Source organism: Pseudoxanthomonas kaohsiungensis (assembly GCF_010211765.1).
Taxonomy (GTDB): domain Bacteria; phylum Pseudomonadota; class Gammaproteobacteria; order Xanthomonadales; family Xanthomonadaceae; genus Pseudoxanthomonas; species Pseudoxanthomonas kaohsiungensis.
This window is the reverse complement of record NZ_PDWO01000011.1, coordinates 38,885-52,483: the sequence shown is the minus strand read 5'-3', so window position 1 is coordinate 52,483 and position 13,599 is coordinate 38,885. Positions and strand designations below refer to the sequence as shown.

General features: G+C 70.9%; 14 protein-coding genes and 1 other RNA gene. 8 read left to right on the top strand and 7 right to left on the bottom strand.

The window, feature by feature from the left end:
* Nucleotides 1-8: 8 nt before the first annotated feature.
* Nucleotides 9-968, top strand: coding sequence for a cysteine synthase A (gene cysK / locus CSC66_RS12170; RefSeq protein WP_162377660.1), 960 nt, complete (start codon nt 9-11; stop codon nt 966-968).
* A gap of 148 nt (nt 969-1,116) precedes the next feature.
* Here the strand turns inward: cysK and scpC are convergent, their stop codons facing one another.
* The 7 genes from scpC to CSC66_RS12135 all read right to left on the bottom strand — a co-directional run bounded on the left by scpC (nt 1,117) and on the right by CSC66_RS12135 (nt 8,451).
* Entirely contained in the window at nt 1,117-2,628 is a 1,512-nt protein-coding gene (gene scpC / locus CSC66_RS12165) for a succinyl-CoA:acetate CoA-transferase ScpC (RefSeq protein ID WP_162377659.1), read from the bottom strand.
* Nucleotides 2,629-2,760: 132 nt separating this feature from the next.
* Complete coding sequence (gene gloA2, locus CSC66_RS12160) at nt 2,761-3,147, bottom strand: SMU1112c/YaeR family gloxylase I-like metalloprotein (RefSeq protein WP_162377658.1); 387 nt, start codon at nt 3,145-3,147, stop codon at nt 2,761-2,763.
* A 35-nt stretch (nt 3,148-3,182) separates the two neighbouring features.
* Complete coding sequence (locus tag CSC66_RS12155; RefSeq protein WP_202935641.1) at nt 3,183-4,724, bottom strand: MDR family MFS transporter; 1,542 nt, start codon at nt 4,722-4,724, stop codon at nt 3,183-3,185.
* A 55-nt stretch (nt 4,725-4,779) separates the two neighbouring features.
* Nucleotides 4,780-5,880 (bottom strand): HlyD family secretion protein, encoded by a 1,101-nt coding sequence (locus CSC66_RS12150; protein ID WP_162377657.1) that lies wholly within the window; start codon nt 5,878-5,880, stop codon nt 4,780-4,782.
* A 5-nt stretch (nt 5,881-5,885) separates the two neighbouring features.
* Entirely contained in the window at nt 5,886-6,356 is a 471-nt protein-coding gene (locus CSC66_RS12145) for a MarR family winged helix-turn-helix transcriptional regulator (protein ID WP_162377656.1), read from the bottom strand.
* Between the two features lie 219 nt (nt 6,357-6,575).
* A complete protein-coding gene (locus tag CSC66_RS12140; RefSeq protein ID WP_162377728.1) occupies nt 6,576-7,901 on the bottom strand; it encodes an aminopeptidase P N-terminal domain-containing protein in 1,326 nt (441 codons plus the stop codon).
* A gap of 4 nt (nt 7,902-7,905) precedes the next feature.
* The gene (locus tag CSC66_RS12135) at nt 7,906-8,451 is read right to left on the bottom strand and encodes a UPF0149 family protein (protein ID WP_162377655.1); all 546 of its coding nucleotides are present in this window, start codon (nt 8,449-8,451) and stop codon (nt 7,906-7,908) included.
* Nucleotides 8,452-8,635: 184 nt separating this feature from the next.
* Between CSC66_RS12135 and CSC66_RS12130 the strand changes: the two genes are divergently transcribed.
* From CSC66_RS12130 to rpiA, 7 genes are all read left to right on the top strand, one after another.
* Nucleotides 8,636-10,798, top strand: a complete 2,163-nt coding sequence (locus CSC66_RS12130) for a putative bifunctional diguanylate cyclase/phosphodiesterase (protein ID WP_162377654.1) — start codon at nt 8,636-8,638, stop codon at nt 10,796-10,798.
* 50 nt (nt 10,799-10,848) lie between these two features.
* Complete coding sequence (locus CSC66_RS12125) at nt 10,849-11,070, top strand: TIGR02449 family protein (protein WP_162377653.1); 222 nt, start codon at nt 10,849-10,851, stop codon at nt 11,068-11,070.
* The gene (locus CSC66_RS12120) at nt 11,067-11,369 is read left to right on the top strand and encodes a cell division protein ZapA (protein WP_162377652.1); all 303 of its coding nucleotides are present in this window, start codon (nt 11,067-11,069) and stop codon (nt 11,367-11,369) included. Before CSC66_RS12125 ends, CSC66_RS12120 begins: the two co-directional genes overlap by 4 nt.
* A 127-nt stretch (nt 11,370-11,496) precedes the next feature.
* A non-coding RNA gene (gene ssrS, locus CSC66_RS12115) (6S RNA) lies at nt 11,497-11,679 on the top strand.
* A gap of 134 nt (nt 11,680-11,813) precedes the next feature.
* Nucleotides 11,814-12,416 carry a 5-formyltetrahydrofolate cyclo-ligase gene (locus CSC66_RS12110; RefSeq protein WP_162377651.1) on the top strand — a complete coding sequence of 201 codons (603 nt, stop codon included), beginning with the start codon at nt 11,814-11,816 and terminating at the stop codon, nt 12,414-12,416.
* Nucleotides 12,413-12,883: an EVE domain-containing protein gene (locus CSC66_RS12105; protein ID WP_162377650.1), complete on the top strand. Its 471-nt coding sequence runs from the start codon at nt 12,413-12,415 to the stop codon at nt 12,881-12,883. The genes CSC66_RS12110 and CSC66_RS12105 overlap by 4 nt, the downstream gene beginning before the upstream one ends.
* Before the next feature lie 60 nt (nt 12,884-12,943).
* Nucleotides 12,944-13,591 carry a ribose-5-phosphate isomerase RpiA gene (gene rpiA, locus CSC66_RS12100; RefSeq protein ID WP_162377649.1) on the top strand — a complete coding sequence of 216 codons (648 nt, stop codon included), beginning with the start codon at nt 12,944-12,946 and terminating at the stop codon, nt 13,589-13,591.
* Nucleotides 13,592-13,599 lie beyond the last annotated feature (8 nt).

The window sequence follows — 13,599 nt, the reverse complement described above, 5'->3', positions numbered from 1 at the left end:
ACAACGCAATGGCCATCTACGACAGCATCCTCGACACCATCGGCCGCACCCCGGTCGTCAAGCTGCACCGCGTCGCGCCCGCGCACGTGGAGCTCTACGCCAAGGTCGAGGCGTTCAACCCGGCCGGCTCGGTCAAGGACCGCCTGGCGCTGGCGATCGTGCTCGACGCCGAGGCCAAGGGCCTGCTCAAGCCCGGCGACACCATCATCGAGGCGACCTCGGGCAACACCGGCGTGGCCCTGGCCGCGGTGGCCGCGGCGCGCGGCTACAAGTTCGTGGCGACGATGGTGGAGACCTTCTCGATCGAGCGGCGCAAGCTGATCCGTGCCTACGGCGGCAAGGTGATCCTGACCCCGGCGGCCGAGCGCGGCAGCGGCATGGTCCGCCGCGCCGAGGAGCTGGCGAAGAAGCACGGCTGGTTCCTGGCCCGCCAGTTCGAGAACCCGGCCAACCCGGCCTACCATCGCCAGACCACCGCGGCGGAGATCCTGCGCGACTTCGCCGGCCGCCGGCTCGACCATTTCATCACCGGCTGGGGCACCGGCGGCACGCTGACCGGCGTCGGCGAGGTGCTGCGCGTGGCCCGGCCCGAAGTGAAGATCACCGCCGCCGAACCGGTCAACGCCTCGCTGCTGGCAGGCAACGAGTGGAAGCCGCACAAGGTCCAGGGTTGGACCCCGGACTTCGTCCCGGCCGTGCTCAACCGCGAAGTCGCCGACCAGATCCTGGGCGTGGGCGACGACGAATCCATCGCGACGTCGCGGCGCCTGGCGGCCGAGGAAGGCATCTTCGTCGGCATCTCCGCCGGCGCCACCGTGGCCGCCGCGCTGAAGGTCGCCGCCGACGCGCCCAAGGGCTCGGTGCTCCTGGCGATGCTGCCCGACACCGGCGAGCGCTACTTCTCCACGCCGCTGTTCGAGGGCGTCAACGAGGGCTCGGACGACGAGTGGCTGGCCTCGCTGGGCTGACCGCGTCGCGTCGGACCGAACACGGCGGGCGGCGCACAGGTGCCGCCCGCTTTTTTCTGCATCGACCCGTGCGCCGCCCGGCGCGCGAACCCGGGCAGCCGAAGCGGGGACGCGCGTCTCGCCGGATCCGGAAGCGGAGGCCCCGGGGTCAGGCCCGCATCGTGCCCGTCTCGAGGAAACGCTGGTGCCAGGACAGCGCCTCGGGCAGCAGGTGCGGCGTGTGCCGGCCGCGGCTGTGCAGGCAGGCGCGTTCGAAGTAGTCCTGCAGCATCGGCCGGTAATCCGGGTGCGCGCAGTTCTCGATGATCTTGCGCGCGCGCTGCTTGGGCGACAGGCCGCGCAGGTCGGCCAGGCCCTGCTCGGTGACCACCACCGCCACGTCGTGCTCGGTGTGGTCGACATGGCTGACCATCGGCACGATCGCCGAGATCGCGCCGTTCTTGGCCGTGCTCGGGGTGAGGAAGCAGGACAGGAAGCCATTGCGGGCGAAGTCGCCCGAACCACCGATCCCGTTGATGATGCTGGTGCCGGCCACGTGGGTGGAATTGACGTTGCCGTAGAGGTCTGCCTCGACCATGCCGTTCATGCCGATCACGCCGAGGCGGCGGATCAGTTCGGCGTGGTTGGACATCTCCTGCGGGCGCAGCACGATCCGCTCGCGGTAGCGGTCGATGTTGGCGACGAAGTCGGCGACGCCCTGCGGGCTGAGCGCGAACGAGCTGGCCGAAGCGACCTCGATGGTGCCGTCGCCGATCAGCTCGAGCATGCCGTCCTGGATCACCTCGGTGAAGGCGGTCAGGCCGCGGAACCCGGCGTCGCGCAGGCCGGCGAGCACCGCGTTGGCGACGTTGCCCACGCCCGACTGCAACGGCAGCAGCTGCCCGTGCAGGCGCCCGGCGCGGATCTCCTGGCGGAAGAAATCGACCAGGTTCGCGGCGATGCGGCGCGAGGTGTCGTCCGGCGGCGCGAATGCGCCGAGCCGGTCCGGCGCGTCGGTCTCGACCACGGCGATCACCTTGTCGGGATCGCAACGCAGGTACGGCTCGCCGATGCGGTCGCCCGGGTGCACCAGCGGGATCGGCTTGCGCGCCGGCGGCAGCGCGGTGCCGTAGTAGATGTCGTGCATCCCGTCCAGTCCGCGCGGCTGGCGGTGGTTGACCTCCAGGATCACCTTGTCGGCAAGGTCCAGCCAGGTCTTGTTGTTGCCCACCGAGGTCGACGGCACCAGCCGCCCATCGGGCAGGATCGCGCTCACCTCGACCACCGCCACGTCCATGTGGCCGAGGAAGCCGAACCAGGTGTACTGCGCGACATGGCCCAGGTGGATGTCCATGTACTCGATCTCGCCGGCGTTGATGCGCGCGCGCAGCTCCGGGTCGGACTGGTACGGCAGGCGGAAGTCGATGCCGCCGGCACGGGCGAGCGCGCCGTCGAGTTCGGGCGCGGTCGAGGCGCCGGTGAGGATGCGCAACGCGAAGGGTTCGCCACGGTCGCGCGCCGCGGTGATCCGTGTCGCCAGCGCCAGCGGGATCGCCTTCGGATAGCCGGCGCCGGTGAAGCCGCTCATGCCGACCGACATGCCCGGGTCGATCAGCGCGGCGGCCTGCTCGGCGCTCATCCGCTTCGCGGCCAGTCCGGCGTGCGCGATCCTGTTGCTCATTGGTGGTGTTCCGGTGGGGATGCGGCAATTCTATCGACCCTGTCCCCTGCGGCCGTGATCCAGCACATTGCACGGACTTCGATCTTCGGCTAATTGCATCGGCTTGCGGCCCGCGTGCAAGACCGCGGCCACCTAGCCTTCGTAGAGCTCCAGCGGCAGCCCGTCCGGATCGGCGAAGAAGGAGAAGCGGCGTCCGGTGTACTCGTCCACCCGCACCGGCTCGCAGTCCACGCCATGCGCGCGCAGGTGCGCCCGGGCGGCGTCCAGGTCGGCGACCCGGAACGCCAGGTGGCGCAGGCCGCAGGCCTCCGGGCGCGACAGTCGTGGTGGCGGTGCCGGGAACGAGAACAGCTCCAGCTGGGTGCGGTCGGCCAGGCGCAGGTCGAGCTTCCACGAGTCGCGAGCCTCGCGGTACGCCTCGGCGACCACCTCCAGGCCCAGCACGTCGACGTAGAAGCGCTTGGAACGCCCGTAGTCGGAGGCGATGATCGCGACGTGGTGGATGCCTGCGAGTTTCATCCGCCGATCATGGCCCGGATCCGGCGGCGCCGCGCTCAATGCGCGGCCGCCGCCGCATCGGAGGCACTGCCCCCGGTGTCGTGGCGCCCGCTGTGCATCAGCAGCACCAGCGGCATCGCGCACAGGGTCAGCACCATCATCAGCCAGAAATCGTTGGCGTAGCCGATCGCGGCCGCCTGGCGCGTCACCTCGGCGTTGAGCATCGCCGCGCCGGAAGCGGTGGCTGGATTCCAGATCGCCGGCAGCAGGCCCTGCTCGGCGCCGTAGGCGGGAATCCGCGCGGCGATCTCGGCGTGGTTGACCTGGGTGGCGCGCGCCAGCAGCGCGACCACCATCGAGATGCCCACCGAGGAGCCGATGTTGCGGACCAGGCTGAACAGTCCGGCGGCCTCGGTGCGCTGCGCCGCCGGCAGGGTCGAATAGGCGATCGTGGAAATCGGCACGAACACCAGGCCCAGGCCCATGCCTTGCAGCACGCCCAGCCAGACCACCGCCTCGATCGAGGCCTCGGTACCGAACTGCGACATCCCGTGCAGGGACAGCACCATCATCGCCATGCCGACCAGGATCGGGATCCGCGCGTCGATGCGGCCGAGCATCCGCCCGACCAGCATCATCGTGAACATGGTGCCGATGCCACGCGGCGCCAGCACCAGGCCGATGGTCAGCACCGGATAGTGCATCAGCGTGTTGAGGTATGGCGGCATCAGCGCCAGCGTGGCGAACAGCACGATGCCCACGACGAAGATCAGCACGCAGCCGACGGCGAAGTTGCGGTTGCCGAGCATGCCCAGGTCCAGCAGCGCGCGATCGCGCCGGCTCCACCACCACAGCCCGTACAGGTACAGGGCCAGGAAGGCGAGCGCCGCCTCGACCTGGATCTCGAGGCTGCCGAACCAGTCCATGGTCTCGCCGCGGTCCAGGAACAGCTGCAGCGCGCCGATGCCCAGCGCCAGCAGGGCCAGGCCGATCGCGTCCAGCGGACGCGGGCGCGGCACTTCCGGCCTGACGCTGGCCATGATGCCGACCAGCGCAACCGCACCGACCGGCAGGTTGATCAGGAAGACCCAGTGCCAGCTGTAGTACTCGGTCAGCCAGCCGCCCAGGGGCGGGCCCAGGATCGGCCCGACCATGATTCCCATGCCCCACATCGCCATTGCCGCGCCGTGCTTTTCCCTGGGGAACGCATCGAGCAGCAGCGACTGCGAGATCGGCACCAGCGAGGCGCCGAACACGCCCTGCAGGATGCGGAACATGACCATCTGGCCGATGCCGGTGGCCATCGCGCACAGCACCGAGGCCACGGTGAAGCCGCTGACCGCGATGATCAGCAGGCGGCGCCGGCCCAGTCGCGCGGCGAGCCAGCCGGTGACCGGGGTCAGGATGGCGGCCGCCACGATATAGCTGGTCAGCACCCACGAGGCCTGGTCCTGGGTGGCCGACAGCGAACCCTGCATGTCCGGCAGGGCGACGTTGGCGATGGTGGTGTCCAGCGCCTGCATCAGCGTGGCCAGCATCACCGAGCCGACCAGCAATGCGCGGCTACCGCCTTCGGAACGATTCAGGCGCGGGATCATGTCGGGTACCGGTTCGATGGCGTCACGGCCAGGGGCACGGCCATGCGCGGGCGGGTCAGTGCTGGCCGGCGGCCACGGCCGTGGCCCCGTCGGCGGCAGGCGCGTCGCGCAGGTCGACCTTGACCTCGGCGCTCATGCCGGCGCGCAGCACCGGCGGATCGTCGCGGTCGGCGCCGTCCAGCTCCAGGCGGACCGGGATGCGCTGCACGATCTTGACCCAGTTGCCGGTGGCGTTCTGCGCCGGCAGCACGCTGAACTCGGCGCCCGAAGCCGGCGCGATGGAGGCCACGTGCGCCTTCCACTTCACGCCCGGATAGCTGTCGACCTCGATGGTGGCCGCCTGGCCGACCTGCATCTTCGCCAGCTCGGTCTCCTTGAAGTTGGCCTCGATCCACACCGGATCGGCGGCCACCAGCGGCATCGCGGTCTGGCCGACGTTGAGGAACTCGCCGACCTGCAGGTCATGGGTGCCGATCACGCCGTCCACCGGCGCGCGCACCTCGGCATGGGCCAGGTCGAGCCTGGCCTTGGCCAGCATCGCCAGCGCGGCGCGGTAGTCGGGCAGGTCTTCGGTCGGCGTGCTGGCCTTGCCGCTGAGCGAGGCGGCGGCCTCGCTCTGCGCGGCGATGGCGTCGGCCAGGTCGGTGCGCGCTTCGGCCACGGCGTGGCGGGCGTCGTCGACCATCTTGCGCGAGACCAGCTGCTGGTCGCCCAGCTGCTGCAGGCGCTGCAGGTCGCGCTGGGCCCAGGCCAGGGTTTCGCGCGCGGCCTGGATCGAGGTGCCGGTGCCGGTCACCTTGGCCCGGCTGGCATCGACTGCATTGGCCATGTGCGCCAGCAGCGCCTCGTTCTGCGCCACCGCGATCTCCAGCGGCTGGGTATCGATGCGGAACAGCAGGTCGCCCTTCTTCACCGGCTGGTTCTGGCCGACCGCCACTTCGACCACGCGGCCGCCGACCTGCGGCGCCACCAGGATGCGCTCGGCCTTGACGTAGGCGTTGTCGGTGTCGACCTCGCGGCCGGCGTACAGCCATTGCCAGCCGAAGAAGCCGGCCACCGCGAGCGGGCCGGCGACCCACAGCCACAGCGGCACGCGGCGCTTGCGGACGGGAACCTGGGCCGCCTGCGCGGCGGCGTTGTCGGACTTGCTGGTCATGGGGCTCAACTCTGGGAAGAAGGTTCGCCGCGGTCTTCGCGGTCGATCCGGGAAAGGTTGTCGCGGACGCGGTCCAGCACCGCCAGCGTGGTCGCCAGGTCGGCGGCGGAGATGCCGGCGGTGGCCTCCTTGCGCAGCGCCTGGGCGACCGCTTCGACCGGACCGGTCACCCGCGCGGACTGCGGCAGCAGGTACAGGCGCCAGACCCGGCGGTCGGCGGGATCGGCGCGGCGCTCGACGAAGCCGGCCTTCTGCAGCCGGTCGATGACCCGGCCCAGCGCGATGGGTTCCATGTCCAGGCGGTCGGCCAGCTCGACCTGGGTGACGCCTTCGGCGTGGCCCAGGTGCTTGAGCGCGCGCCACTGCACGCGGGTCAGCTCCAGGTGGGCGACGCGGCGGTCGAAGACGCGCCCGAACAGGCGGTGCAGGTCGGCGACCTGGTAGCCGAGGCTCTCGCGGGGATCGGTCTTGGTCATGGCTGCACAGGATATAGATGCCTAGGCAGGTATTTCAAGCGCGTTCGGCCGGGGGATGGCCGCCGTTCAGATGCGGGAGGGGCCGGCAGGAGGACGGCACCGCAACAGCACAGCCCCCAGGCTCGGGAAGAAGCCCGTGGTTGCGATGACGACGCTGCCCCGGGGCGAGATGCCCCGCAACGGCGTTGCGGGTGTTGCCGACGCCGGCGGTCGCCCGCCCTACGCGCCCGCCATGAACGCTTCGATCTCGTCGGCCGAGCGGGCCAGGCCGTCGGACAGCACCCGGTGTCCGTCGCCGGTGATCAGCACGTCGTCCTCGGTGCGGATGCCGATGCCGCGCCACTTAGCGTGCACGGCCTTGTCGTCGGCGGCCACGTACAGGCCCGGCTCGATGGTCAGGACCATGCCCGGCTCGAGCAGGCGCGACTCGCCGTCGATGCGGTAGTCGCCCACGTCGTGCACGTCCAGGCCCAGCCAGTGCCCGCTCTTGTGCCGGTAGAAGCGCTTGTAGTGGCCGTCGGCGATGTTCTTTTCCAGCGAGCCCTTGAGCAGGCCCAGCCGCAGCAGCCCTTCGGTGAGCGCTTCAACCGCCGCGTCGTGGATCGCCAGCCACGGCACGCCAGGGCGGGCGCATGCGCGCGCCGCCGCCTGCGCCGCGCCGACCAGGTCGTGCAGGGCCCGCTGTTCCTTCGAGAACCGGCCGTTCACCGGGAAGGTGCGGGTGATGTCGGCGGCGTAGTTGCGGTATTCGGCGCCGGCATCGACCAGCACCAGTTCGCCGTCGGCCGCGCGGGCCGAGTTGGCCACGTAGTGCAGCACGCACGCATTGGCGCCGGCGCCGACGATGCTGTTATAGGCCGGGCAGGCGTCGGCAGCGCGGAACACGCGCTCGAGCTCGGCCTGCAACTCGTATTCGTGGATCCCCGGGCGCGCGGCGCGCATCGCCGCCTGGTGGGCGCGTACGCTGATCTGCGCGGCCTTCTCCATCAGCCGGATCTCGTCGCGCGACTTGAACAGCCGCTGCTCGTGCAGCAGGTGGCCCAGCTCGAGGAACTCGTGCGGCGGCTGCGCGCCGTGCCGGACCTGCGCGCGCACCCGGTTGACCCAGCCGATCAGCTTGAGGTCGAACTCGGCGTCGCGGCCGAAGTGGTAGTAGACCCGCGAGCGCCCTTCCAGCAACCCGGGCAGGATCTCGTCCAGGTCGTCGATCGGGTAGGCGTCGTCCATGCCGAAGTCGGCGACCGCGCCTTCCTGGCCGGCGCGCGGCCCGTCCCAGCCCTCGCGCTCGGGATCGCGTTCGCGGCAGAACAGCAGGGTTTCGCCGTGCTTGCGCCCCGGCACCAGGACCAGCACCGCCTCCGGCTCCGGGAAGCCGCACAGGTACCAGAAGTCGGAATCCTGCCGGTACGGGTAGTGGGTGTCGTGGCTGCGGACCCGCGCCGGCGCGGCGGGCAGGACCAGGATCGCGTCCTCGCCGGCCATGCGCATCAGCTGGCGGCGGCGACGCGCGTACTCGGCCGCGGTGATGCCGGTGAGCTGGCGCAGCATGTCAGTTCAGGCTGCGGCGGTGGCGCGGGCCCAGCACGCAGTCGCCGTGCAGCAGCAGGACGGCGACGCGGACGAACTCCTCCAGTTCCGACAGGGCCGACTCGTCTTCGTCGTCCTCGTCGATCTCCTGCACGCTGGCGCCGGCGAGGCGGGCCAGGTCCTGCAGCGCTTCGGCGCCCTCCTCCGACAGCGGCGGCTGCGCGCCGGCGGCCAGGCCGAAGCCGCCCAGGAAGCTGCGGCACCAGTCGAACAGCGCCTGCGCGCGCTGGCGCAACGGCAGGTCGTCGTCGCCGAGCAGCAGCTCGAAGGAGAACTCGCCGTCGCCCAGCTGCGCGACCGTGGCCCGGCGCAGGCCATCCAGCGCGCTGCCCGGCGCCGGCGCCGGTAGCCCCGGGTCGGCCAGCACGCGCGCCGGCCAGGCCGCGGTGTCCTCGCCGCCGCCGGCCAGCCAGCCGCACAGGCCGCCGTGCAGTTCGGCCACGCTGGCGCCCAGCTGCAGCGCGCGGCTGGCTTCGTCGATGTCTTCGGGGGTCGGCAGGTCGGGCATTCGGTTCGAGCGGTTGGCGAGGCGGAACTCCAGCGGCAGTGTATCAATCGCCCCGGTGGCGCCGCTTGTGGCCGTTCCCCAGGCATGCCTACACTCGGGGGGATCGCCCATTCAGCCCGCCTCCCATGCCGTCCGACGTCGTTGCGCGATACCGCAAGGCAGGACCCCGCCGGACTGGCCCCCGATGACCGCCGCGCTCATGGCGGTCGCAGCGGGACTGACGATCGCGGTCCTGCTCCTGCTCTGGCGCTGGCGCAACAGCCACCTGCGCCAGCACGAAGCGCTCAAGACCCGTGAGGAACACCTGACGGTCGCCCTGTGGGGTTCGGGCGAGCAGTTCTGGGACTTCGACCTCGACCGGCGCGAGTTGCACCTGCTCCATGCCGACGAATCCGGCGCCGAACCCGGCATCGGCCTGTCGGTGAGCAGCCGCCGGGTGTCGCTGCCCGTGGTGCATCCGCACGACCGCGCCAGCCTGCGGCGGCGGTTGCGCGCGCACCTGCGCGGCCGCGACCCGGTGTTCTCCTCCGAGCACCGGGTCGATGCCGACGGCGACGGCAACTGGGTGTGGATGCGGGTCCACGGGCGCACGGTGGAACGCGACGCGCACGGGCGGCCACGGCGCCTGGCCGGCACCGCGCGCGACACCACCTCCAACCGCCACGCCGAAGCCGAGCGGCGCATCGCCAGCGAAGTCCTGCGCAGCATGAGCGAGGCGGTAGCGGTACTGGACCGCGAGCTGAACTTCGTCGCGGTCAACCCGGCGTTCTCCCAGATCACCGGCTACGACGACGTGGAAGCCCTCGGCCGCCCGTTCACCATGCTCGACAGCGACCACAGCGAGGGCCGCGGCAGCGCGCTGCGCCAGGACCTGGGGCGCCAGCACTGGCAGGGCAACGTGTGGATGACCCGCCGCGACGGCGAGGAGATCCTGTGCCACGTCAAGCACAACGGGATCCTCGACGCCGGTGGCGAGGTCAACTTCCACGTGGTCGTGCTCAGCGACATCACCGAGCAGAAGCGCGCCGAGCAGGAGCTGCGCTACCTGGCCAACTACGACGCCCTGACCAGCCTGCCCAACCGCTCGCTGCTGTCGGAACGGCTGGCGCGGGCGATCGTGCGGGCGCGCCGCGAGGGCGGGCACGTGGCGGTGCTGTTCCTCGACCTGGACCGGTTCAAGGACGTCAACGATTCGCTCGGCCACGCCACCGGCGACCGCGTGCTGCGCGCGGCCGCCGAGCGGGTGCAGCATGCGGTCGGCCCGCAGCACACCGTGGCGCGGCTGGGCGGCGACGAGTTCACCGTGGTCCTGGAGGGCCTGGCGGCGCCGGAGGAGGCCGAGGAGGTCGCCCGCCGGGTGATCGAATCGTTCGCGCTGCCGCTGGCGCTGGACGAGCACCACGAGATCACCGTGTCGCCGTCGATCGGCATCAGCCTGTTCCCGGACCACGCCCAGGTCCCGACCGAACTGCTCAAGCATGCCGACACCGCGATGTACCAGGCCAAGGCCGCCGGTCGCCGCACCTGGCAGGTGTACTCGGCGCGGATGGACGAGGCCACCCGCCGGCGCGCGACCCTGGCCGGGCTGCTGCGCCGGGTGGTCCAACGCGACGAGCTGACCCTGGTCTACCAGCCGCGCTACTCGCTGCACGAGCAGCGCGTGGTCGGCACCGAGGCCCTGGTGCGCTGGCACCACCCGGAATTCGGCCTGGTCCCGCCGGACCAGTTCATCCCGCTGGCGGAGGACACCGGGCTGATCCTGGAGATCGGCGAATGGGTCCTGCGCGAGGCCTGCACCACCCTGCGCCAGTGGCACGAGGCGGGCCTGGACGGGATGCGCATGTCGGTCAATGTATCGGCGATCCAGCTGCTGCGCGGCGACCTCGCCGCGACCCTGGCGCGGATCCTGGCCGAGACCGGCGTCGCCTCCGGCCAGCTGGAACTGGAGCTGACCGAAAGCGCGATCATGGCCAACGTCGGTCGCAGCGCCAGCGTCCTGCACGCCTGCCGGATCCTGGGCGTGGGCGTGGCGGTGGACGACTTCGGCACCGGCTACTCCTCGCTGGCCTATCTCAAGCGCCTGCCCCTGACCACGCTGAAGATCGACCAGGAGTTCGTCGGCGACCTCACCCGCGACCCGGACGACGAGGCCATCACCAGCACCGTGATCGCGATGGGCCATTCGCTGGCCCTGACCGTGGTCGCCGAGGGCGTGGAGACCGCGGGCCAGCTCAAATTCCTGCGCGACCACGGCTGCGACGAGGTCCAGGGCCACTACGTCGCCGCGGCGATGGACCGGGACGAATGCCTGGCCTTCCTGTCGCGGCCGGTACCGGTCCCGGCCTGAGCCGCCTCGCCGCTTGACCGGCCGCACGGGCGCTGCCTATCGTGACCGCCATGGATCCTTCCGACGCCATCGCCCAGCTCCGCGCCCTGGCCGCGCGCGTGGAAGCGCTGGTCGAGCGCAGCCAGCGCCTGGCCGACGAGAACCGCAGCCTGCGCCAGCAGCAGGAGCAGCTGTTCGCCGAGCGCGCGCAACTGCTGAACAAGAACGAACAGGCGCGCTCGCGGGTGGAAGCGATGATCGCCCGCCTCAAGTCGCTGGAGCAGCACACGTGAGCAACAGCGAACCGGTAGGCGTGCGCGTGCTCGACCGCGAGTACACCGTCGGCGTCAGTGCCGAGGAACGCGACGGGCTGCTCGCCGCCGCCCGCCTGCTCGACGCGCGCATGCGCGAACTGCGCGGCAACAACCGGATGGTCGCGCTGGACCGGATCGCGGTGCTGGCCGCGCTCAACCTGGCGCACGAGGTGCAGCAGTTGCGCCAGGAGCGGGAGTCGCAGCAGCGCGAACTGGCCGGCACGCTGGAAGCGCTGAACAGGCGCCTGGACGGCCTGCTCGGTACCAGCGCTGGCTGAATGCGCCGTCGCGTCGTGGTGCGTCGATAGGCGCGATCTTGCATCGCTGAACCCTGCATTGCCGATTTCTTCCCGCATACCGACGGACGGGCTAGGCAGGGAGGGGCGGAGCGCTATAATTCCCCCGCGTTCTCTGCCGTGTTCGACAGCTGGCAAAACATTCGCCTTGTCCCTTAAAAACGACACCGGGGATGCGACGACGCCGGGTGTGCATGTCCGCCACGTAGCGGAAAGCCCGATGGTTTCCTAGCGTTCCCACTTGGACCTCGGGTTCAAGGTCGTTTCGCCGCATCGGCATGGTGGAGAATGCCTTCTTCTGGCCAACGCCTCCTTCGGGAGGCGTTGCCGTTTCCGCGCAGGCATCATTGCCGTGGGCGCCTTGGCGCCGGTGCCGAAGTCCGCGATCATGCGCGCCACCGCTCCCGCTTCCGATGGCCATCGCCAATGACCCAGGACCGCGCCTCGCTGCGCCGCGAACTGCGCCAACGCCGCCGCGGGCTTCCCGCCGCCACGCGGATCGCCGGCGCCGAGGCACTGGCCGCGCGGATCCTGGCCCTGCCGTTCCTGCCTCGCGAAGGCTATGTCGCCGGCTACTGGGCGCTGGACGGCGAAATCGGACTGCATGTGCTGCAGCTGCGCCTGCCGCCGGGGCTGGTCTACTGCCTGCCCCTGCTGCACGGCGACGATCAGTTGCGCTTCGCGCCGTGGCGCCCGGGCGACCCGCTGGTCACCAACCGCTTCGGCATCCCCGAACCCGACGTGGAGCCTGCCTCCGGCCTGACCGCCGAGGCCCTGGCGATGGCGGTGATGCCGCTGGTGGGCTTCGACGACGCCGGCCGCCGGCTGGGCATGGGAGGCGGTTGGTATGATCGCGCCTTCGCCTTCCGCCACCGGCGCCCAGCCCCTCCCTGGCTGGTCGGCGCCGCGTTTGCCGCGCAGCAGGTGCCGGCGCTGGACGCGGCCGGCTGGGACGTCCTGCCCGACGCGATCTGCACCGAAAACGCCACGTTCCTTCCCCGCCGCGAACACCGAAGCGAGCCTGCATGACCGCCCGCAAGCGCTACTGGCTGATGAAGTCCGAACCGGACGCCTTCTCCATCGACGACCTGCAGCGGGTCGGCACCGAGCCCTGGAACGGGGTGCGCAACTACCAGGCGCGCAATTTCATGCGCGACGGCATGAAGGTCGGCGACGGCGTGCTGTTCTACCACTCCAACGCCAAGGTCCCCGGCATCGTCGGCATCGCCCGCGTCGCCAGCACCGCCTATCCCGACGAGACCCAGTTCGACCCCCGGTCGGACTACTACGACCCCAAGGCCACCCGCGAGCAGCCGCGCTGGTTCCTGGTCGACGTGGCGTTCGAGCGCAAGCTCGCGCGCACCATCCCCCTGGACGAGATCAAGCAGCACGCCGAGGCGCTGGGCGAAGCCTTCCCGCTGGTGGCGCGCGGCAGCCGGTTGTCGGTCTTCCCGGTCACCGCCGCGCAGTGGAAGCTGCTGCTGTCGCTGGAATGAGCCTGCCGCCGCGCCGCGGCGGCACCTAAACTAACCGCATTCCCGAGCGAGCCCTCCCCCATGTCCGAAGCGAAACGCCTGGCCGGCGAAAAGGCCATCGATTATGTCGAGGACGGCATGGTCGTCGGCGTCGGCACCGGCTCGACCGTGGCCTACTTCATCGATGCGCTCGGCCGCATCCGCGACCGCATCGCCGGCGCGGTGTCCAGTTCGGAGCAGAGCACGGCGCGCCTGCGCGCGCTCGGGATCGAGGTCCTGGACGCCAATGCCGCCGGCCCGCTGAAGCTCTACGTCGATGGCGCGGACGAGTGCGACCCGCACAAGCGCCTGATCAAGGGCGGCGGTGCCGCGCTGACCCGCGAGAAGATCATCGCCGAAGCCAGCGAAACCTTCGTCTGCATCGTCGACCCGGCCAAGCAGGTGCCGGTGCTCGGCCGGTTCCCGCTGCCGGTGGAAGTGATCCCGATGGCGCGCAGCCTGGTCGCGCGCCGCATCCTGGCCCTGACCGGCGGCCAGCCGGTGTGGCGCGACGGCGTGGTCACCGACAACGGCAACTGGATCCTGGACGTGCACAACCTGGCGATCACCGATCCGGTGGGCATGGAAACCGAGCTCAACCAGATCCCGGGCGTGGTCAGCGTCGGCCTGTTCGCGCGACGGCCGGCCGACGTGGTGATCGTCGGCGGCGAGCCGCCGCTGGTGCTCTGAACCGTCCC